Source organism: Streptomyces sp. cmx-4-9 (assembly GCF_046548835.1).
Lineage (GTDB): Bacteria > Actinomycetota > Actinomycetes > Streptomycetales > Streptomycetaceae > Streptomyces.
In genome coordinates this window covers 116,146-136,780 of the sequence record NZ_JAEBEE010000009.1, presented here as the reverse complement: position 1 = coordinate 136,780, position 20,635 = coordinate 116,146, and the positions used below count along the sequence as shown (strand labels likewise).

Sequence of the window (20,635 nt, the reverse complement as noted above, 5' to 3'; positions counted from 1 at the left end):
GTCAGGCGGCGCTGCGGGCCCGCCGGTAGAGCACGGCGCCGGCCAGCAGGAGGCCGCCCGCGAGCGGGAGGCCCGCGCTGAGCACGTCCCCGGCCCCGGTGGCCGCCAGCAGCCCGCCCTGACCTGCCCCGTGGCCCCCGCTGCCGTTGCCCTGGCCGGGCGTGACGGAACCGCCCCCGGGCCCGGCCGGCCCGCCGGGGGCACCGGGGGTGCCGGGGGCACCGGGGGTGCCGGGGTTCCCAGGGGTGCCCGGGGTGCCCGGGGTGCCCGGGGTGCCGGGGTTGCCCGGGTTGCCAGGATTCCCGGGGTTCCCCGGGTTACCGGGGTTGCCCGGGTTGCCCGGGTTACCGGGGTTGCCCGGGTTCCCGGGGTTGCCGGGGTTCCCCGGGTTGCCGGGGTTGCCGGGGTTCCCCGGGTTGCCGGGGTTCCCCGGGTTACCGGGATTCCCCGGGTTGCCGGGGTTACCGGGGTTCCCCGGGTTACCGGGGTTCCCCGGGTTGCCGGGGTTGCCGGGGTTGCCGGGGTTCCCCGGGTTCCCGGGGTTCCCGGGGTTCCCGGGGTTTCCGGGGTTCCCGGGGTTCCCCGGGTTGCCGGGGTTGCCGGGGTTGCCGGGGTTCCCCGGGTTGCCGGGGTTCCCCGGGTGGTCGTCGCAAGGCTCGTCGTCATCGCCCGGGTGACCCGGGTGGCCCGGGTGGCCGGGGTGACCCGGAGTGCCGGGGTTGCCGGGATGACCCGGAGTGCCCGGGTTGCCGGGGTGACCCGGGTTACCGGGGTGGTTCGGGTGGTTCGGCTTCTTGCCCGGGAGGTTCGCGCAGTGGTTGCCGAAGGCCGGGTTCAGGCCTCCCACCACCGTCACGGTGTTCCCGCAGGCGTTCACCGGTACGTCCACGGGCGCCTGCAGCGCATTGCCGGACAGCAGGCCCGGTGAGTTCGCCGCTTGTCCCGAGGCACCGGAATCCGCGTGTGCGTAGCCCCCGCCGAGAGCGAGGACACCCCCCGCGGCAGCCATGGTGATCAGGGTCTTCCTGGTGACCTGTGCCGGTCGTCGCATCTGAGTTCGTCCCCTGGTGTGTACGTGGATCGGCGGCCGCCGCCGGCGGCCCCGGCCGTCCGGGCTCCCCCGCCCGGTGCGCCGGAAGTCGGATGGACCGGGCCCCGAAAGCCCGGCGGCCCCGGAGCGCTGGAATGCGCTCCGGGGCCAAGAACTTCAGACGCGTCAGGCGTTGACGCAGGTGTTGCCGAAGGCCGGGTTCAGCAGGCCGATGACGGAGATCGTGTTGCCGCACACGTTCACCGGGACGTGGACCGGAACCTGGATGACGTTGCCGGAGGCAACACCGGGGGAGCCGATGGCCGCACCCTGGGCACCCGCGTCGGCAACAGCCAGACCCGCACCCGCGAGAACCAGGCCACCCGTGGCAGCCGCAGCGGCTACAACCTTCTTGATCATTGTTCCTCCTAGTAGGCAATGCGGTCCCAGCCGCGGACCGCACCCCCTGTAACGAGGAGGGATCACCGGGGCTACGAGCGTATGAGCGCATTCACTCTTCTCAGTGGAATGCGCACACCGATCCGAATCTCAGGCGTTGTCAATGAATCGGTCGAGCACCCGTGCGCCGAACTTCAGCCCGTCCACCGGCACCCGCTCGTCCACCCCGTGGAACATCCCGGCGAAGTCCAGCTCCGGCGGCAGCTGGAGCGGGGCGAAGCCGAAGCAGCGGATGCCGAGGTCGTCGAAGGACTTGGCGTCCGTACCGCCCGAGAGCATGTACGGCACGGCCCGTGCGATCGGGTCCTCCGCCTTCAGGGCGCTCTGCATGGCGTCGACGAGCTTCCCGTCGAAGTCCGTCTCCAGCGCCTTGTCCCCGTGCACGTCCTCCCGCTTGACCCGCGGTCCGAGGATTCGGTCGAGGTCGGCGAAGAACTCGTCCTCGTAGCCCGGCAGGAAGCGGCCGTCCACGTGCGCCGTGGCCTGGCCGGGGATGACGTTGACCTTGTAGCCGGCGCCCAGCATGGTCGGCGCCGCCGAATTGCGCAGGGTCGCGCCGACCATCTTGGCGATGCCGCCCAGTTTGGCCAGGGTCGCGTCCATGTTGTCGGGGTCGAGCGGGGTTCCGAGCGCGTCCGAGAGCTCGTCGAGGAAGGACCGCACGGTCTTGGTCACGCGCACCGGCCACTGGTGGCGGCCCAGCCGCCCCACGGCCTCGCACAGCTCGGTGATGGCGTTGTCGTTGTTGGTCATGGAGCCGTGGCCGGCGGTGCCCTCCACCGTGAGCCGCATCCAGTGCATGCCCTTCTGGGCGGTCTCCACGAGGTACAGGCGCAGGTTCTCGTTGACCGTGAAGGAGAATCCGCCGACCTCGCCGATGGCCTCGGTGACGCCCTCGAAGAGCCCGGGGTGCTTGTCCACCAGGTACCGGGCCCCGTACAGGCCGCCGGCCTCCTCGTCGGCGAGGAAGGCCAGCACGATGTCCCGCGGGGGCTTGCGTCCGCTGCGCATCCGGTCGCGTACGACGGCCAGCGTCATCGCGTCCATGTCCTTCATGTCGACGGCGCCGCGGCCCCACAGGCAGCCGTCGGCGATCTCGCCCGCGAAGGGGTCGTAGGTCCAGTCCGCCGCGTTGGCCGGGACCACGTCGGTGTGCCCGTGGATCAGCAGTGCCGGCCGCGACGGGTCCTCCCCCTCGATCCGCGCGACGGTCGAGGCGCGCCCCTTGTGCGACTCGAAGACCTGCGGCTCCAGCCCGACCTCGGCGAGCTTCTCCGCGACCCATTCCGCGGCCTTGCGCTCGCCCGGGCCCGAGTGGTCCCCGTAGTTGCTGGTGTCGATCCGGATGAGGTCCCGGCAGAGGTCGACGACCTCGTCCTCGCCGCAGACGGTCCTGCCCGCGCTCGACTCGCTCACGCTGTTCCTCCCACTGCTCAGTACCGAACTGCCTCCATCCTCACCCCCCGGGCCGTTCTCCCCAAGGGCGATCCCCGGCCGCCGGGGGGTGTGATCGAGGCCCCCGGAATGTTTGGTAATGTTTTCCACGTCGGAACGGCCCGCGAGGGACGCGAGACAGACACCTTGTCCGGGTGGCGGAATGGCAGACGCGCTAGCTTGAGGTGCTAGTGCCCTTTATCGGGCGTGGGGGTTCAAGTCCCCCCTCGGACACCACACAGAGAACCCCACTTCGGTGGGGTTCTTTGCGTTGGGCGCCCGTCAGGGGACCGCCGGTCCCCTGACGGCCGGGGCCCCGCGCCGGCCGTCGGCCGGGCACGGGGCCCCGGGGTGGCGCCGGTGTCAGTCGCGGGCGGACGCGAGGGCGGCGACCCGGCCGCGGACCAGGAACCAGCCGCCGACCAGGGCGGCGGCGATCAGCGGCACGAACATGACCGTGGTGCGGCCGACTCCGCCGTCGCACCACATCAGCACCAGCACCGTGACGAGGAAGACCAGCGTGACGATCTGGGTGTACGGGGCCCAGGGCAGCCGGTAGGCGGGGCGTTCGACCGTGCCCCGGCGGGCGCTGCGCCAGAAGAACAGCGAGCAGATCATGACCATCGCCCAGGTGCCGAGGATGCCGAGGGAGGCGAAGTTCAGGACGATCTCGAAGGCCTCCTCCTCCATGAAGTAGTTCAGGCCGACGCCCGCGACGCCGAAGGCGGCGGTGAACAGGACGCCGCCGTAGGGGACCTTGCCCCGGTTCATGACGCCGGTGAACTTGGGAGCGGAGCCGGAGAGCGACATCGAGCGCAGGATCCGGCCGGTGGAGTAGAGGCCGGAGTTCAGGCTGGACAGGGCGGCGGTCAGGACGACCAGGTTCATGATGCCCGCAGCTCCGGGGACGCCGAGCTTGTCGAAGACCGTGACGAAGGGGCTCTGGTCGGAGGAGTACGCGGTGTACGGGAGCAGCAGGGCGAGCAGGACGACCGAGCCGACGTAGAAGATGCCCACGCGCCACATGATCGAGTTGATCGCCTTCGGCATGATCTTCTCGGGGTTCTCGGTCTCGCCGGCGGCGACTCCGCAGAGCTCGACGGAGGCGTACGCGAAGACCACGCCCTGGATGACCAGGAGCATCGGCAGGACGCCGGCGGGGAAGAGGCCCCCGTTGTCGGTGATGGAGGCCAGGCCCGGGACGTGGCCGTCGATCGGGTGGCTGGTGGCGACCAGCCAGATGCCGACGAGCAGGAAGACCACCAGGGCGGCCACCTTCACCAGGGAGAACCAGAACTCCATCTCGCCGAAGTACTTCACCGAGATCAGGTTGGCGGTGAGGACCACGGCCAGGGCGACGAAGGCGAGGACCCACTGGGGGACGTCGGTGAACAGCGACCAGAAGTGGGCGTAGGTCGCGGCGGCCGTGATGTCGGCCACGGTGGTCGTGGACCAGTTCAGGAAGTAGAGCCAGCCTGCCGTGTAGGCGCCCTTCTCGCCCATGAACTCGCGCGCGTAGGAGACGAAGGCTCCGGACGAGGGGCGGTAGAGGACGAGCTCGCCGAGGGCCCGGACGACGAAGAAGGCGAAGACGCCGCACACCGCGTAGGCGATGGCGAGGGAGGGGCCCGCGCCGGCCAGCCGGCCGCCGGCGCCGAGGAACAGGCCGGTGCCTATCGCCCCGCCGATGGCGATCATGTTGATGTGGCGGGACTTGAGGTCCTTGCTGTAGCCCTCGTCACCGGCGTCGACATGGCGGGAAGACGCCGGGGCGGGGGCCTCGGTCAAGGTGCGGTCACTCATGTATGACTTCGCCTTCGTGGGGGTCGGACGGCAGGCCCGGAATGCGCCGCAGGGGAGCTGGGTGGTGTCCCCTGTGGCGTGGTCCGGTGTTTTTGTCGCCCCAATAGACCATGAGCCTCCGCCAGCCGCCAAAATCGGACCCTCACGCACCGAAGCCCCCGACGACCTTGGAAACGGGCGTCAGGGGCTTCGTAGAGGGCTGAAAGCGAGGTCAGGCGCCGGGGGTGGCCTCTGCTGCCTGGTCGAGGCGGAAGGCCTCGTTGCCCAGGCCTATGCGGGCGTGCACCTCGGGGCGGCGGCGCTGGAGCAGCGCCCCGTACAGCAGGCCCGCGACCGCGGCGCTCCCAATGACGGCGGGCAGGATCCAGCTGAGCGCGGAGCCCTTCCCGGCGCCGACCAGGACACCGAAGTCCTTGACCGTGTACACGGCGATGCCGAGGAGGGCGAGCCCGGCGGCTCCGGCGGCGGCGAGCCGCCAGACCTGGGCCGCGGCGGTGCCGCGCCGTACGAAGAAGGCGATGACGGCGAAGGAGGCGGCGGCCATGAGGAGGGTCACGCCGAGGGCGCCGACGCTGCCCATCCAGGTGAACAGGTGCAGAACGGGGGCGGTGGGGTCACCGGCGGGCAGGTCGTCGGTGACGGCGAAGGCGGTCACGACGAGGGCGGCGACGACGGTCTGCAGGAGGGAGCCGGTACCGGGGGCTCCGGTCCCCGCGTTGGTGCGGCCGAAGGCGGCGGGCAGCAGTCCTTCACGGCCCATGGCGAAGGCGTAGCGGGCGACCACGTTGTGGAAGCTGAGCATCGCCGCGAACATGCCGGTCACGAAGAGCACGTGCAGGACGTCGGTGAAGGTGGTGCCGAGCCGGGACTCGGTGAGCTGGAAGAGCAGGCCGGGGCCCGCTTCGGCGGAGGTCCGCACGACCTCGCCGGGTCCGGTGGCCACCGTGAGGGCCCAGGCGCTGAAGGCGAAGAAGAGGGCGACGAAGCCGACCGCGAGGAACATCACCCGGGAGACGACGATGTGCGGCTTGCTGGTCTCCTCGGCGTAGACCGGGGACTGCTCGAAGCCGACGAAGGCGGCGATGCAGAAGCACAGGGCGGTGCCGAGGCCGGCCCCGCCGAGGGTCTCGGGGTTGAAGGCGTGCAGCGACAGGCCCTGGGGGCCCGGGTCGGCGAGGGCCGCGGCGTCGAAGACGACGACGAGGGCGCACTCGATGAGCAGGAGGACGCCGAGCACCTTCGCGTTGAGGTCGATCTTGAGCCAGCCGAGGGCTCCGGTGGCGGCGACCGCGAGCAGGGCCGGTATCCACCAGGCCAGCTCGATGTCCAGGTAGGTGGCGAAGAGTCCGGAGACCTCGAAGCCGAGGATGCCGTACACGCCGCACTGCATCGCGCTGTAGGCGACGAGGGCGACGAAGGAGGCGCCGGCCCCGGCGGTGGGGCCGAGGCCGCGGGCGATGTACGCGTAGAAGGCGCCGGCGTTGTGGACGTGGCGGCTCATCTCGGCGTAGCCCACGCTGAAGAGCGCGAGGACCAGGCCGAGGGCGACGAACAGCAGGGGCTGGCCGACGATCCCCATGACGCCGAAGGTCGTGGGCATGACGCCAGCGACCACCATCAGCGGCGCGCTGGCGGCGAGTACGGAGAGCAGCAGGCCGGCGGTGCCGAGGCGGTCGGCCCGCAGCGCCCGATCCTGGCCCTTGTACGTGCGGATCTCGGGTGCGGCGTGGAGCGTGGTGGATCTGCCCGTCGGCATGGCGCCGTCCTTTCGGGGTGCGGTTCTCGGTGGGCGTGCTTTGCCGTGTGTCCCGGGGCGTTGCCGCAGGGGTCTGCGCCGGCGGTGCGCGTCCGGGGCTGCGGAGCGGCGGAAGAGGTCGCCTTCATGGGGTCAAGCGGTGCCGAGCGCGGCGCTGCGCGCGGCGAGGAAGGCCTTGTGCGGGTCGAGGTCGGGATAGGACCAGGGGGCGCGGGTGGCGTGGCTGCCGATGCGGTGGAAGAGGGCGGCGGCCTCGGCGGGACGGCCCTCGCACAGCTTGGCGTGGGCGAGGAAGTTGAGGTCGACCCGGTTGCGCGGATGGTCCTCGCGCTCCCACTCCAGCCACCAGTCGAAGGCCGAGCGCAGCACCTGGCGGGCCCGCCGGCCGGACCAGTGCTCGGCGGCGCTGCTGAAGGTGTGCCCGTGCTCGGCGGCGAGCACCCGGTAGCGCTCGGCGTGCGCGATGACGGGGAGGACGGCCAGCGGGGAGTCGGCCGGGGACTCCTCGGCGGCCCACGCGGCGAAGTCGTAGACCTCGTGCAGCGGGTCGTGGCCGGCGGCGGGGCTGCGCTCGGCCAGCTTGGCGACCATCAGGTGGTGGGCGTGGTGGTGCTCGCGGTGGCGGGCCCGCACCTGGTCGAAGTGGCGGCTGAACTCCTCCTCGGTGCCGAAGGCGCGCGAGAGGAGCAGCAGCCCGAGCCAGGGCGTGGGATCGGCGGGCAGCAGTGCGGCGGCCCGGCGGCAGGCCTCCTCGGCGGCGTCGGGCGAACCCTTGCGGCGCAGCGCGGTGAAGACGGCGGCGCAGGCCAGGAGGGTGACGGCGTCGGGGCTGTCGGGTTCGGCGAGCAGCCATTCACCGGCCCACGCGGTGGCCGCGGGGGTTTCGGCGAGGACGACGACGCGGTGGCCGCGGCGGTCCCAGTCGTCGGCGGTGCCGGCGAGCAGGGAACGGGCCTTGGACCAGCGGCCCTGACTGAACTGGGCGCGCACGTCGACGAGTTCGGCGTCGCACAGCGCGGGGTCGAAGAGCTGGGCGTCCCGTTTGCGGGCGCGGCCGAGGGGCGGCGGAGGCGGGGACATCCGCGGGTTTCCCTCCAGGACACGGGCGCGGGCGGGTGTGGGGATGCGCAGGACCACACGGGTGAGCGCATCCGGATGATCACGCACAGCAAACCGGTACGCACAGCTCCGAGTCAAGGTCCAGGCCACGGGGTGGCGCGTTTCAACTGGTTGTGCGAGGGGTGGAGTTGGCGGGTCCGGGCGGGAGCGGACGGACGGCCCGCGGGGGCCGGGGGCCGTGGCGGAGCCCCGCGGAGCCGCTTCGCGGGCCGAGGGGGCGGTGGCGGGACGCGGTCTGCCGGGGTGCCCGTCCGGCGGTCCCGGGGCGCCGCGGGAGGCGCTGGTCGCCGCCGTGCCCGGGCTGCCGCGGGCCGGCGCCCGGGGTCCGCGGCCGGGCCGGGGCCGCGGGCGGACCCGTGCCGAGGCCGCCGCGCGGAGCGCCCCCGGCGGCCGGGCGCGGCGGCGCCGATGGTGGCGGAGGGGCGGGAGGTACGGATGGGACGTCCGGCCGGGCCCGGCCCCCGGGGCGCCGCGGGCGGGGCCGAGGGGTATGCGTCAGTGGCTGAATGGCGCCCTTTTCCCCACGCCCCGGCCGCCCGGGCCGCCCCGAGGAAACGGCTCGGCGCCGGGGGGCGGCGGGCGGGAGCCCCGGGGCGGGGTGGCGCGAGCCCGGGGGCCGGGGGGGCGCGGTGACGTGAGCCCGCGGGGCCCGGCGGGGGGATGGCGTCAGCCCGGAGGCCCGGCCCCCGGGGGCGGGCGGCGGGCGGGAGCCCCGGGGCGGGGTGGCGCGAGCCCGGGGGCCCCGCGGGGCGGAACGCCCGGGCCGGCGGCGTCGAGACGGCGGTAGACGGCTCCGTTCCGCGTCCCGCCTGCCAGCCCGGGCAGGGTGGCGTGAACCCGGGGTCCCGCGGGCGCGATGGCGTCAGCCCGGGGCCTGCCGGGCGACCGCCCGGGCCGGCGGCGTCGGGACGGACCCGTTCCGCGCCCCGCCTGCCCGCCCGGCCGGGGACCCGGGTGGGCAGGCGGGGGCGGTTCTGGGGTCAGGTTCAGCTCACGGCCTGGGCCGCCGCTCGGCCCGCCGTGCGGCCCGAGAAGAGGCAGCCGCCGAGGAAGGTGCCCTCCAGGGCGCGGTAGCCGTGCGCGCCGCCGCCGCCGAAGCCGGCCGCCTCGCCCGCCGCGTAGACGCCCGGCAGGGGCTCGCCCTGCGGGGTCAGGACGCGCGAGGACAGGTCGGTCTCCAGGCCGCCGAGGGATTTGCGGGTCAGGACCGACAGGCGCACCGCGATCAGCGGCCCGGCCGCGGGGTCGAGGATGCGGTGCGGGGCGGCGGTGCGGATCAGCCGGTCCCCGAGGTACTTGCGCGCCCCGTGGATGGCCGTCACCTGGAGGTCCTTGGTGAACGGGTTGGCCATCTCCCGGTCCCGGGAGGTGATCACGCCGCGTAGGGCGGCCTCGTCGATCAGGTCCTCCTTGGTGACCGCGTTCATGCCGCGCACCAGCGCGGACAGGTCCCGCTCCACCACGAAGTCCGCACCCCGCTCCATGAACGCCCGGACGGGTCGCGGTACGGCCAGCCGCGCCCGGTTGACGACGTCGCGCACCGACCTGCCGGTGAGGTCGGGGTTCTGCTCGGAGCCCGAGAGGGCGAACTCCTTGCCGATGATGCGCTCGTTGAGGACGAACCAGGTGTGGTCGTGGCCGGTCTTCATGATGTGGTCGAGGGTGCCGAGGGTGTCGAAGCCGGGGAAGAGCGGGACCGGCAGCCGTCTGCCCGTCGCGTCCAGCCAGAGCGAGGAGGGGCCGGGCAGGATGCGGATACCGTGCCGGGCCCAGATCGGGTCCCAGTTCTCGATGCCCTCGGTGTAGTGCCACATCCGGTCCTTGTTGATGTGGCTGGCGCCCGCCGCCTCCGCGATGCCGAGCATGAGCCCGTCCACGTGGGCGGGGACCCCGGAGAGCAGCCGCGCCGGCGGGGTGCCGAGCCGGGCGGGCCACTGGGCGCGTACGAGATCGTGGTTGCCGCCGATGCCGCCGCTGGTCACGATCACGGCCTGGGCGCGCAGCGAGAACGCGCCGGTGGCCTCGCGGCTGCTCGCGGCGCCCCGTTCGGCGTCGGAGGGCTCCAGCACCTCGCCCGTCACCGTGTCCACGGCCCCGGCGGTGCGGGACAGGCCGGTGACCCGGTGGCGGAACCGGAACTGGACCAGGCCGCGGGCCGCCCCGGCCCTGACCCGCCGTGCGAAGGGTTCGACCAGGCCGGGGCCGGTGCCCCAGGTGATGTGGAAGCGGGGGACGGAGTTGCCGTGGCCGTCGGCGTCGTAGCCGCCGCGCTCCGCCCAGCCGACCACGGGGAAGAAGCGGACGCCCTGCGCGTGCAGCCAGGCCCGCTTCTCACCTGCCGCGAAGTCGACGTACGCCTCGGCCCAGCGGCGCGGCCAGGCGTCCTCCTCGCGGTCGAAACCGGCGGTGCCCATCCAATCCTGGAGGGCGAGGTCGCGGTGGTCCTTGATGCGCATGCGGCGCTGCTCGGGCGAGTCCACGAGGAAGAGCCCGCCGAAGGACCAGTGCGCCTGCCCGCCGAGGGACTGCTCGGGCTCCTGGTCGAGCAGGATGACCTTGCGGCCCGCATCGACGAGCTCGGCGGTGGCCGCCAGACCCGCGAGCCCGGCCCCGATCACGATCACGTCTGCGTCGTACGTCATGCGCTACCCGTCCTCCGTCGGTGGTGGGGCAGATCCTTTGCTACGGAGCGGTAACCAGTCAACAGCGGTGGTTTGATCGGTCCATGGATGCAGCCGACGAGGTACTGGACGTGGTGGACCGTGACGACCGGGTGACGGGGCAGGCCCGGCGGGGCGGGGTGTACGCCCGCGGGCTGCTGCACCGCTGTGTGTTCGTGCAGGCCAGAGATGCCCGGGGGCGGATCTTCGTGCACCGCCGGACGGCCTCGAAGCTGGTGTTCCCCGCGTACTACGACATGTTCGTGGGCGGGGTGGCGGGCGCCGGGGAGGACTACGCCTCGGCCGCCCTGCGGGAGGCCGAGGAGGAACTGGGGGTGTCGGGGCTCCCGCAGCCCGAGCCGCTGTTCAAGTTCCTCTACGAGGGGCCGGGCGGGGCCTGGTGGTCGTACGTGCACGAGGTGCGGTGCGAGCTTCCGGTGGCTCCGCAGGTCTCGGAGGTGGACTGGCACGCGTTCCTCCCGGAGGCGGAGGTGGAGCGGCGCATCGCGGACGGGTCCTGGGCGTGGGTGCCGGACGGGCTGGAGGGGTACCGGCGGCTGCAGGCGTTCCGGGCTGCGCGCCAGTAGATTGACCAAGTGATCGACTTCGTCAAGGACGTGCGCCTCTGGTTCGCACCCGCGCGGCTGAGGGACGAGGGCGCAACCCCCGACTACCGCTTCTCGCTCGCCAACGAGCGGACCTTCCTGGCCTGGATCAGGACCGCGCTGGCCCTGGTGGGCGGCGGTTTCGCCGTGGACCAGTTCCTGCCGGACCTGCGCTGGGGGGTGCGGGTCGGGATGGCCTTCGCGCTGCTGGCCGTGGGCGCGGCCTGCGCGGTGCGGGCGGTGAACCACTGGGTGCGGTGCGAGCGGGCGATGCGGCGGGGCGAGGACCTGCCGCTGTCCCGGTTCCCGGTGGTGCTGAGCCTGGGGGTCGGGCTGGTGGCGGTGGGGATGGTCGTGGTGGTGCTGCTGGGCTGGACCACCGGCCGGTGAACGGTCCGGGCGGCGGCGGGGTCCGCGACGCCGGACTGCAGCCGGAGCGGACCCGGCTCGCGTGGCGGCGTACGACGCTGGCCTGCTCGGTGGTGGCGGTCCTGGCGCTGCGGCAGGCGCTGCGCGGGTCCGGCGGGCCGGTCGAGGTGGCCGGGACGGCGGTGATCGCGCTGGTCTGGCTGGTGTTCCTGGCGGTGGCCCACCGGCGGATCCGGGGGCTGGCGGCGGACCGGCTGCAGGGGCTCGCTCCGCGGGCGGCGCTGGCGCTGGCGGCCTGTACGGCGGCGCTGGCGGTCTTCGCGGTGGCGGTGATCATCTGAGCGGACGGTCGGATGATCCACTCACCGTACGGTCGGATGGTCCGCCTGAGCGTACGGTCGGATGGCCCGCCTGAGCGGACGGTCGGGTGGTCCGCCTGAGCATACGGTCGGATGGTCCGCCTGGTGTGTGCCGCTCGGACAAGGCGGGACCATCGGGGGCGGCCCGCACCAGCGTCGGCCCCATGACGACCCGGCACCTGGAACACCCCCCGCACGCGCACACCCACGGCCCCGACTGCGGACACCACCCGCCCTCCCCCGGCGCCGCGGCGACTGGCAGGATGCCGACGGCCTGTCATTTCGACCCGGGGAGCGCGCAGATGACCGTAGCGGAGCCGTACCTCGTCCAGCTCGCCACGGGCGTGCACGCCTACATACAGCCCGACGGCGGCTGGTGCCTCAACAACGCGGGCTTCGTCAGCGACGGCGGCCGGACCCTGCTCGTGGACACCGCCGCCACCGAGCGGCGGGCGCTGGCGCTGCGGGAGGCGGTGCTGGCGGCCGGAGCGCCGTTCCCCCGGACCGTGGTGAACACCCACCACCACGGGGACCACACCTACGGCAACGGCGTGTTCGCCGCGCAGGCGGTGGTGGTCGGGCACGAAAGCGCACGCTCCGAGCAGCTCGCCGCCGGGCACCAGCTGGAGATGATCTGGCCCGGGACGGACTTCGGCGCGGTGGAGATCACCGCGCCCGACCTCACCTACCGCGACCGGCTGACCCTGCACGTGGGCGGGACCGAGGTGCAGGTGCTCCACCCGGGGACCGCCCACACGACCGGGGACTCGGTGGTGTGGCTGCCGGGGCAGGGTGTGGTGTTCACCGGGGACCTGGTCTTCGCCGAGGGGACCCCGTTCCTGGCGATGGGCTCGCTGGCCGGTTCGCTGCGGGCGCTGGAGCTGCTGCGCTCGCTGGACGCGGAGACCGTCGTCCCCGGGCACGGACCGCTGACCGACCCCTCGGCGTACGAGGCCACCGAGCGCTACCTGCGGTACGTGGCCGAACTCGCCCGGGAGGGCCGGTCGCAGGGGCTGTCCCCGCTGGAGACCGCGCAGGGGGCCGACCTGGGCGCCTTCGCGGCGTGGCGGGAGAGCGAGCGGCTGGTGGCCAACCTGCACCGGGCGTACGCGGAGCTGGCCGGCGAGCCGGAGGGGGCGCCGCTGGACTTCCTGGCGGTGCTGAGCGACATGACGGTGATGAACGGCGGCGTACCGATCCTGTGCCACGCGTGAGGCGGGGCCCCGGGTCCGAGGCCGGGACGGAGGTGGCGCGCACCCTGATCCGGGGGCGGAAAGGGGCCGCCCTCTGGACGACATACCGACTGGTCGGCATGATGGCTCCTGGCATGCACGCCCGCAGCCCGTCGTCGTCCGCCCCCTCCGGAGGTGCGCCACCATGACCGCAGATCCCGCCCTGCCCCCGGCCGGCCCCAAGGGCCTCGACCTGGAGCGGCTGCGCAGCCACCTGGACCGTGCGCGCCCCGGGCTCGTGGCGGGCGCCCTGCGCGGCCGGCTGATCGAGGGCGGCCGCTCGAACCTCACGTACGAGATCACCGACGGGACCGCGCGCTGGGTGGTGCGCCGGCCGCCGCTCGGGCACGTCCTGGCCACGGCGCACGACATGCGGCGCGAGCACCGGGTGATCGAGGCGCTGCACGGCACGGCCGTACCGGTGCCCGAGCCGCTGCTGCTCTGCGAGGACGCGTCGGTGCTCGGCGCCCCCTTCTACGTCATGGAGTACGTGGACGGGGTGCCCTTCCGGACGGCGGAGCAGCTCGCGGAGCTCGGCCCCGAGCGCACCCGGCGGGCCGTACTGGGCCTGGTGGACACGCTGGTGGAGCTGCACGCCGTGGATCCGCAGGCGGTGGGGCTGGCCGACTTCGGGCGGCCCGAGGGGTTCCTCGACCGCCAGCTGCGCCGCTGGGGCAAGCAGCTCGCCGCCTCCCGGGGCCGGGAACTGCCCGGGATCGACGAGCTGCACGCCGCGCTGGGCCGGACCCTGCCCGACTCGCCGGCCCCGACCGTGGTGCACGGGGACTTCCGGCTGGACAACGTCCTGATCGGCGGCCCGGACGACCAAATCCGCGCGGTGCTGGACTGGGAGATGTCCACGCTCGGCGATCCGCTGACCGACCTCGGTCTGCTGGTCATGTACAGCTCGGACCTGGGCCTGACGGGATCGCCGGTCAGCACCACGAGCGGGGCTCCGGGCCATCCGGCGCCGGCCGAACTGATCGCGCGGTACGCGGCCCGCTCCGGGCGGGACACCGGGGCCATCGCCTGGTACACGGCGTTCGCCTGGTTCAAGCTCGCGGTGATCCTCGAAGGCATCCACTACCGCTTCACGCTCGGACAGACCGTCGGGGCGGGCTTCGACCGCATCGGCGAGCTGGTGCCGGTGTTCATCGCGCACGGACTGACCACTCTTCAGGAACCGCAGGAAGGCTGAGGCATCCACCCATGGACTTCGCATTCGACGCCCGGACCGAGGAACTCCGCGAACGGCTCCTCGCGTTCATGGAGGAGTACGTCTACCCGGCGGAACCCGTCGCCGCCGAGCAGCGCGCACGGCTGGCCTCGCCCTGGGACACCCCCGCCGTCATCGGTGAACTGAAGGCCGAGGCGCGCCGCCAGGGCCTGTGGAACCTCTTCCTTCCCGACGCGGAGTACGGCGCCGGGCTGACCAACCTCCAGTACGCCCCGCTCGCGGAGATCACCGGCCGCAGCCCGCACCTGGCGCCGACCGCCCTCAACTGCGCGGCCCCGGACACCGGGAACATGGAACTGCTCGCCCAGTTCGGCGACGAGCAGCAGCGCAAGCAGTGGCTGCACCCGCTGCTCTCGGGTGAGATCCGCTCGGCCTTCGCGATGACCGAGCCCGAGGTCGCGTCCTCGGACGCGACCAATGTCGAGACCCGCATCGAGCGCTCCGCCGACGGCTCCACGTACGCGGTCACCGGGCGCAAGTGGTTCATCTCCGGGGCGATGAACCCGGACTGCAAGATCTTCATCGTGATGGGCAAGACCGATCCGCAGGGCGCCGACCCGCGCCGCCAGCAGTCGATGGTCCTCGTCCCGCGGGACACCCCGGGGGTCGAGGTGCGCCGGGCGATGACGGTGTACGGGTACGAGGACCACGACCACGGCGGCCACGCCGAGGTGGTCTTCGACGGTGCGCGGGTGCCGGCCTCGCACCTGATCGGCGAGGAGGGCGGCGGCTTCGCCATCGCCCAGGCGCGGCTGGGTCCGGGCCGGATCCACCACTGCATGCGGCTGATCGGCATGGCGGAGCGGGCCATCGAGCTGATGTGCCGGCGTGCGGTGGGGCGGACGGCCTTCGGGAAGCCGCTGGCCGCGCAGGGTGTCGTCCAGAACTGGATCGCGGACGCCCGGGTCAGCGTGGAGCAGCTGCGGCTGCTGGTGCTCAAGACGGCCTGGCTGATGGACACGGTGGGCAACCGCGGAGCGCACACCGAGATCCAGGCCATCAAGATCGCCACCCCTCGGGCGGTGGTGCGGATCCTGGACGATGCCGTGCAGCTGCACGGGGCGGGCGGCGTGAGCCAGGACTTCCCGCTGGCGGAGCTGTGGGCGGCCGCCCGGACGCTGCGGCTGGCGGACGGTCCCGACGAGGTGCACCAGCGCTCGCTGGCGCGGCGGGAGCTCAAGCGCCATCTCTGACGCAGGCCGCGGGGGGACCTGCGGAGTGGTTTAGACCACTCCGCAGGTCCGATATATTCGACATGCCCCCCACGGAAAGTGCGCACAGCCATGTCTGCTCCCACCCTGGCCGCCCCCACCGCGGCCCCCGCACCCGCCGCGGCCGCCCCCGCCGCCCCGGCCGCCGAGGTCCCGCCGGTGCGGGCCGCGGCCCCCGCGGACCGCCTCGCCGACCCCGCCCCGCTCGGGCTGGCCGCCTTCGCCCTGACCACCTTCGTGCTCAGCCTCTTCAACTCGGGCCTGGTCCCGAACGCGGCCCTCAGCGCCGTCGTTCTGCCGCTCGCCCTCTTCTACGGCGGCCTCGCGCAGTTCGTCGCCGGCGTGCTGGAGTTCCGCCGCGGCAACACCTTCGGGACCACCGCGTTCGTCTCGTACGGCGCGTTCTGGATGTCCTTCGCCGGCTACGTGCAGTTCGTCGTCCCGACCCTGCCCGCCGGCCAGGCGCACACCGCCACCGGCTGGTTCCTCGTGGCCTGGTTCGTCTTCACCGCCGCCATGGCCGTCGCGGCCCTGAAACTGGACCTGGCCCACCGGCTCCTCTTCGGCGTCCTGGCGTTGACCTTCCTCTTCCTCGCGCTCGGCGACCTCGCGCAGGCCACCGCCCTGACCCGCACCGGCGGCTTCCTGGGCCTGCTGTGCGCGGGCATCGCCTGGTACGTCTCCCTCGCCGTGGTGACCGCGCAGACCTGGGGCCGCAAGGTGCTCCCGCTGGGCTGACCCCGGCCCCGCCGTCCTCCCCCGCCGGGCCCGGCCCGGCGGGGGGCGGCTCAAGGGCGCAGCGCGCGCAGCAGGAGGTCGGCCAGGTGGTCGGCGACCTGCTGCGGGGTGAGGGGGCCGTCCGTGCGGTACCAGGTGGACAGGTGGTGCACCGAACCGAAGTGGTAGTCCACCACCAGGTCGGCGGGGGTCGCGGTGGAGAACACCCCGGCGCGCTGGCCCTCCTCGACCAGGGCCCGGAAACGCTCGTGGTAGCGCCGGCGCTCGGCCCGGACCTGCTTGAACTTCTCCGGGCTGAGCTGGTGCATGGACCGGAAGAAGATCTGCGCGTCGTCGAGGTTCTCGATGGTGGTGACGACCACGTCGGCGGCCGCGGTGCGCAGCCGCTCCGCCACGGGGGCGTCGGAGTCCGCGACGGCGTCCAGGCGCTGCTGCTGCAGGCGCAGCATGCGCGCGTACACCTCGTGCAGGAGGTCGTCCTTGGACCCGAAGTAGTGGTAGAGCGCGCCCTTGGTGACCCCGGCCGCCTCGACGATCTCCTGGACCGAGGTGCGGTCGTAGCCGCGTTCGGCGAACAACCGGGTGGCCACGGCCAGCAGCCGCTGCGGCACCGGGGCTTCGTGCGTGCCTTCGGGCACCGTGGTTCTGGCCGCCATGGCGCGGACCTGTCCTTTCCTGTCGTCGCCGGCTGCCCGGCCGCCCGGCTGTCGTCAGCCGCGGTCGCGCAGTTCCCGTCGGAGGATCTTGCCACTGGTCGTCTTCGGAAGCACAGGCAGGATCTCCACCTGCCGCGGGTACTTGTACGCGGCGAGCCGGGCCGCGCAGTAGGCGGACAGCTCCGCCGGATCCGCCGAGGCACCGGGCCGGAGGCTGACGTACGCCTTCACGCTCTCCCCGCGGTACGGGTCCGGCACCCCCACGACGGCCGCCTCGCGGACCGCGGGGTGGGTGTAGAGCACGTCCTCGACCTCGCGCGGCCAGACCTTGAAACCGGATGCGTTGATCATGTCCTTCTTGCGGTCGACGACGTAGAGCCAGCCGTCCGCGTCCATGAAGCCGATGTCGCCGGTGCGCAGTTCGCCGTCCGGGAAGGCCGCGGCCGTGTCCTCGGGCAGCCCCCAGTAGCCCGGGACGACCTGGGGCCCGCGGACGGCTATCTCGCCCGCCTCGCCGAGGGGGGCCTCGCCGCCGCGGGCGTCGAGGATGCGTACGGCGGTGCCGGCGCCGGGGACGCCGACGGAGAGCGTGCCGGAGGCGGGGTCGACGGGTGCCTCCAGGTGCGCGGGGACCGAGGCGCAGGGGGCGGTGCACTCGGTGAGGCCGTAGCCGTTGCGCAGGTAGAACCCGAAGTCGGCGCGGAGGCGTTCGACGAGCGCGGGCGGCAGCGGTGCGCCGCCGGAGGAGACCACCCGGAAGGAGGCGAAGTGGTCGCGGGTGGCACCGGGGTGCGCGGCGAGCGCCATGAACGCGGTGGCCGGGCCGATGGTGTAGGCGGGCCGGTGTTCGAGGAAGGCGTCCAGGACCAGCCCCGCGTCGAAGCGGTGGGCCAGGACGAGGGTCCCGGCATTGGCGAAGCAGGCGGCCAGTTCGCACACCATCCCGGTGATGTGGAAGAGGGGGGCGAGGGCGAAGTACGCGGCGCCCTCCGGGACGGGGTGGCCGCTGACCTGGCGGACCGCGTTGTAGGTGAGCGCCCCGTGCGGGTTCATCGCCCCCTTGGGGGTGCCGCTGGTGCCGGAGGTGTAGCTGATGAGGGCGATGTCCTCGGCGGTGAGCCGCGGGTCGGCAGGCGGCCGGTCGCCGCGGCGGGCCACGGAGGTGAAGTCGGCGGTGTGCGGGCGTACCTCCCCCCGGGGAGAGGCCGGCCGAGGGTCCGGCTGCGCCTGCGGACCGGCTGCCGCCCGCGGCTTCGCCGGCTGGGGTCCCTGCGGGGCGGCCGTCAGGGCGAGCAGCCGCGGGTCGTCGCGGGTCTGCAGGTCGAGCTCGGCGGCGGTCAGCACGGTGTGCACGGCGCTGCCGTCCGCGGCCTCGCGCAGGTACGCCGTCCAGGCCGGCCCCGCGCAGACCAGCGCCACGGCCCCGCAGTCGCGCAGGACGTGCCGGGCCTCGGCGGACTTGTACATCGGGTTGAGGGGGACGACCACCGCCCCGGCCTTCCAGGCGGCCAGGACGGCGAGGACGAAGTGCGGGGTGTTCTGCAGCGCGACGGCGACCCGGTCCCCGCGGCGGACCCCCCGCGCGGCCAGGTGGGCGGCGGCCGAGTCGGACAGGGCCGCGGCCTCGGCGTAGGAGATCCGGCCGTCGAAGTAGGCCAGGGCGGTCCGCCCGGGAGCCCGGACGGCGGCCTCGCGGAAGGCCTCCAGCACGGAGGGCGGCGGCTGCACCGGCGCGCGCTGGGCCGGGCTGAGCCGCGCGAGCCAGGGCCGGGCGGCGTACGGGGAGGCGGGCGCGGCCCCGGTGGCGGCGGCCGGCGGGGCGGCGGGGGTCACCTGGTCTCCCACTTCTGCTGGAGGTGGTTCATACCGGTCAGCCAGCGGTCCGGCTCGGTGGCGCGGGCGACGTGGAAGTCGGCGACCTCGGGGTGCGGGAGGATCAAGAACCGGCCCTTCTCCATGCCGTCGAACAGTGCGTCCGCCACCGCTTCCGGCTCGATCGCGGTCGGCGCCAGGACCAGGTCGCCTGCCGAGCCCGCGGCGGTCAGCATGTCGGTGCGCACTCCCTGCGGGCAGATGGCGTGGACCTGGACGCCCCGGTGCCGGTAGGTCAGCGAGAGCCACTCCGCGAAGGCGAGGGCGCCGTGCTTGGTGACACTGTACGGGGCGGCCCCGATCATGGTGAGCAGTCCTGCGGCGGAGACGGTGGACACGAAGCACCCGCTCTCCCGCTCCAGCCAGGCCGGCAGCAGCAGCCGGGCCGCCCGGACGTGGGCCATCACATTGGTGTCCCAGGCCGCCTCCCAGACGGCCTCGTCGGCGAACGCGTCGCCGCCCGAGGCGAGTCCGGCGTTGGCGCAGTAGACGTCGATCCTGCCGCCCAGGACCTCAAGGGCCTCTCCGACGATCTCCGAGGCGTCGCCGGGCAGCGGGATGGCCCGGGCTCCGATGGCGGCCGCCACCGCGGCGGCCCGGTCGGCGTCGCGGTCGTTGACCACGACCGTGGCGCCTTCCGCGGCGAACCGCCGGGCGAGGGCGGCTCCGATGCCGCCGCCTGCACCGGTGACGACGACTCGCTGGTCCTGGTACGCGCTCACGGGGATCACCTTTCGTGGCCGGATGCCGGATCCCCGGCAGACTAACCAGTCGGTATGTCCTGGCGGAAGGGGTCCGGGCCCTAGCGTGGCGGGATGACTCTGTCGCGACGCGGGGCGCTGGGACTGGCGGGGGCGGCGGGCGCCCTGGGCTCCCTGGGGGCGGTGGGCGCGGCCGCAGGGCCGCGGGCGGGCCGGGTGCGCACCGGATGCGAACGGCTCGCCGCGGGCGGGTACGCGGAGCTCGCCGGCCAGAAGGTGGGGGTGGTCACCAACCCGACCGGCATCACCGCCGACGCCCGGCACCTGGTGGACGTCCTGCACGCGGACGAACGGGTCGACCTGGTGGCGGTGTTCGGACCCGAGCACGGCTTCCGGGGGACGGCGCAGGCCGGGGGCTCCGAGGGCGCGTCCCGGGATCCGGCGACGGGCCTGCCGGTGTACGACACATACGGCAGGAGCGGCCGGCAGCTCGCCGAGGTGTTCACGGCGGCCGGGATCGACACGGTCGTCTTCGACATCCAGGACGTCGGGGCGCGGTTCTACACCTACGTCTGGACCCTGTACGACTGCATGCGTGCGGCCTCGCTCGCCGGCAAGGCGGTGGTGGTGCTGGACCGGCCGAACCCGGTCGGCGGCCGCCGGGCGGCCGGGCCGGTGCTGCAGCGGCCCTACGCGAGCTTCGTCGGCCGGGAGCCGATCGCCCTGGCGCACGGGATGACGGCGGCCGAGCTGGCCCTGCTGTTCAACGGCGAGTTCCTGACGGACGGCTCGCTGCCCGCCGGGCCGGTCCGGCTGCGGACGGTGGCGATGAGCGGCTGGCGCAGGGAGTCCTTCTTCGGGGAGACGGGACTGCCGTGGGTGCCGCCGAGCCCGAACATGCCGACCCCGGACACGGCCCTCGCGTACGCCGGCACCTGCCTCTTCGAGGGGACCAACCTGTCCGAGGGGCGCGGGACGGCCACCCCGTTCGAGGTGGTCGGCGCCGAGGGCCTCGACCGGAGCTGGGCGCAGGCGGCGAACGCACTGGAACTGCCCGGGGTGTGGTTCCGCGAGGCGTACTTCACGCCGTCCTTCTCCAAGCACGCGGGGAAGGTGTGCGGCGGGGTGCGGCTGATCGTGCACGACCGGCGGGCCTTCGACCCGGTGCGCGCCGGGATCGGCCTGCTGGTGACGGCGCGCCGCACCTGGACCGGCTTCGCCTGGCGGGCGGACCACTGGATCGACAAGCTGACCGGATCGGACCGGGTGCGCACGATGATCGACGCAGGGGCCGGGGTGGAGGAGGTCGTGGGCGACTGGGCGGCGGGGCTGGCCGGGTTCACGGCCGTCCGGGAGGGGTACCTGCTGTACCGGTGAGCCGCCGGGCACGGCGG

18 protein-coding genes and 1 tRNA gene are annotated in these 20,635 nt (G+C 73.7%); 9 read left to right on the top strand and 10 right to left on the bottom strand.

Features of this window, described 5'->3' with window-relative positions:
- Position 1: 1 nt before the first annotated feature.
- The 3 genes from ACLJTM_RS27160 to ACLJTM_RS27150 form a co-directional block, all read right to left on the bottom strand.
- On the bottom strand, positions 2–1,051 hold the full coding sequence (locus tag ACLJTM_RS27160) for a chaplin (protein WP_411106361.1): 1,050 nt from the start codon (positions 1,049–1,051) through the stop codon (positions 2–4).
- 165 nt (positions 1,052–1,216) lie between these two features.
- Complete coding sequence (gene chpH, locus ACLJTM_RS27155; protein WP_411106360.1) at positions 1,217–1,450, bottom strand: chaplin ChpH; 234 nt, start codon at positions 1,448–1,450, stop codon at positions 1,217–1,219.
- 129 nt (positions 1,451–1,579) lie between these two features.
- Positions 1,580–2,905: a M20/M25/M40 family metallo-hydrolase gene (locus ACLJTM_RS27150; RefSeq protein ID WP_411106359.1), complete on the bottom strand. Its 1,326-nt coding sequence runs from the start codon at positions 2,903–2,905 to the stop codon at positions 1,580–1,582.
- A gap of 167 nt (positions 2,906–3,072) precedes the next feature.
- Here ACLJTM_RS27150 and ACLJTM_RS27145 point away from each other — a divergent pair.
- Positions 3,073–3,160, top strand: a tRNA-Leu gene (locus ACLJTM_RS27145).
- A 126-nt stretch (positions 3,161–3,286) separates the two neighbouring features.
- Here the strand turns inward: ACLJTM_RS27145 and ACLJTM_RS27140 are convergent.
- From ACLJTM_RS27140 to ACLJTM_RS27125, 4 genes are all read right to left on the bottom strand, one after another.
- The gene (locus tag ACLJTM_RS27140; RefSeq protein ID WP_411106358.1) at positions 3,287–4,726 is read right to left on the bottom strand and encodes an amino acid permease; all 1,440 of its coding nucleotides are present in this window, start codon (positions 4,724–4,726) and stop codon (positions 3,287–3,289) included.
- Between the two features lie 211 nt (positions 4,727–4,937).
- Entirely contained in the window at positions 4,938–6,482 is a 1,545-nt protein-coding gene (locus ACLJTM_RS27135) for an APC family permease (protein WP_411106357.1), read from the bottom strand.
- A gap of 132 nt (positions 6,483–6,614) precedes the next feature.
- Complete coding sequence (locus tag ACLJTM_RS27130; RefSeq protein ID WP_411106640.1) at positions 6,615–7,562, bottom strand: hypothetical protein; 948 nt, start codon at positions 7,560–7,562, stop codon at positions 6,615–6,617.
- Between the two features lie 1,025 nt (positions 7,563–8,587).
- Positions 8,588–10,243 carry an FAD-binding dehydrogenase gene (locus tag ACLJTM_RS27125; RefSeq protein ID WP_411106356.1) on the bottom strand — a complete coding sequence of 552 codons (1,656 nt, stop codon included), beginning with the start codon at positions 10,241–10,243 and terminating at the stop codon, positions 8,588–8,590.
- Between the two features lie 83 nt (positions 10,244–10,326).
- Here ACLJTM_RS27125 and ACLJTM_RS27120 point away from each other — a divergent pair, with 83 nt between their 5' ends.
- From ACLJTM_RS27120 to ACLJTM_RS27090, 7 genes are all read left to right on the top strand, one after another.
- The gene (locus tag ACLJTM_RS27120) at positions 10,327–10,848 is read left to right on the top strand and encodes an NUDIX hydrolase (protein WP_411106355.1); all 522 of its coding nucleotides are present in this window, start codon (positions 10,327–10,329) and stop codon (positions 10,846–10,848) included.
- Positions 10,849–10,857: 9 nt separating this feature from the next.
- The gene (locus ACLJTM_RS27115; RefSeq protein WP_411106354.1) at positions 10,858–11,256 is read left to right on the top strand and encodes a YidH family protein; all 399 of its coding nucleotides are present in this window, start codon (positions 10,858–10,860) and stop codon (positions 11,254–11,256) included.
- Positions 11,253–11,576 carry a DUF202 domain-containing protein gene (locus tag ACLJTM_RS27110; RefSeq protein ID WP_411106353.1) on the top strand — a complete coding sequence of 108 codons (324 nt, stop codon included), beginning with the start codon at positions 11,253–11,255 and terminating at the stop codon, positions 11,574–11,576. Before ACLJTM_RS27115 ends, ACLJTM_RS27110 begins: the two co-directional genes overlap by 4 nt.
- A gap of 320 nt (positions 11,577–11,896) precedes the next feature.
- The gene (locus ACLJTM_RS27105) at positions 11,897–12,808 is read left to right on the top strand and encodes an MBL fold metallo-hydrolase (protein ID WP_411106639.1); all 912 of its coding nucleotides are present in this window, start codon (positions 11,897–11,899) and stop codon (positions 12,806–12,808) included.
- Between the two features lie 163 nt (positions 12,809–12,971).
- Positions 12,972–14,024, top strand: a complete 1,053-nt coding sequence (locus tag ACLJTM_RS27100) for a phosphotransferase family protein (protein WP_411106352.1) — start codon at positions 12,972–12,974, stop codon at positions 14,022–14,024.
- An 11-nt stretch (positions 14,025–14,035) separates the two neighbouring features.
- Positions 14,036–15,256: an acyl-CoA dehydrogenase family protein gene (locus tag ACLJTM_RS27095; RefSeq protein ID WP_411106351.1), complete on the top strand. Its 1,221-nt coding sequence runs from the start codon at positions 14,036–14,038 to the stop codon at positions 15,254–15,256.
- Between the two features lie 90 nt (positions 15,257–15,346).
- Positions 15,347–16,012: an acetate uptake transporter gene (locus tag ACLJTM_RS27090; protein ID WP_411106350.1), complete on the top strand. Its 666-nt coding sequence runs from the start codon at positions 15,347–15,349 to the stop codon at positions 16,010–16,012.
- Positions 16,013–16,062: 50 nt separating this feature from the next.
- Here the strand turns inward: ACLJTM_RS27090 and ACLJTM_RS27085 are convergent, their stop codons facing one another.
- Genes ACLJTM_RS27085 through ACLJTM_RS27075 form a run of 3 tightly spaced genes read right to left on the bottom strand, consistent with a single transcriptional unit; the run spans position 16,063 to position 19,271 of the window.
- Positions 16,063–16,668: a TetR/AcrR family transcriptional regulator gene (locus tag ACLJTM_RS27085; RefSeq protein ID WP_411106349.1), complete on the bottom strand. Its 606-nt coding sequence runs from the start codon at positions 16,666–16,668 to the stop codon at positions 16,063–16,065.
- A 54-nt stretch (positions 16,669–16,722) separates the two neighbouring features.
- Positions 16,723–18,501 carry an AMP-binding protein gene (locus ACLJTM_RS27080; protein ID WP_411106348.1) on the bottom strand — a complete coding sequence of 593 codons (1,779 nt, stop codon included), beginning with the start codon at positions 18,499–18,501 and terminating at the stop codon, positions 16,723–16,725.
- The gene (locus tag ACLJTM_RS27075; RefSeq protein WP_411106347.1) at positions 18,498–19,271 is read right to left on the bottom strand and encodes an SDR family oxidoreductase; all 774 of its coding nucleotides are present in this window, start codon (positions 19,269–19,271) and stop codon (positions 18,498–18,500) included. The genes ACLJTM_RS27080 and ACLJTM_RS27075 overlap by 4 nt, the downstream gene beginning before the upstream one ends.
- A gap of 84 nt (positions 19,272–19,355) precedes the next feature.
- On the opposite strand from ACLJTM_RS27075, the gene ACLJTM_RS27070 reads away from it, so the two are divergent.
- Positions 19,356–20,618: an exo-beta-N-acetylmuramidase NamZ domain-containing protein gene (locus ACLJTM_RS27070; protein WP_411106346.1), complete on the top strand. Its 1,263-nt coding sequence runs from the start codon at positions 19,356–19,358 to the stop codon at positions 20,616–20,618.
- Positions 20,619–20,635 lie beyond the last annotated feature (17 nt).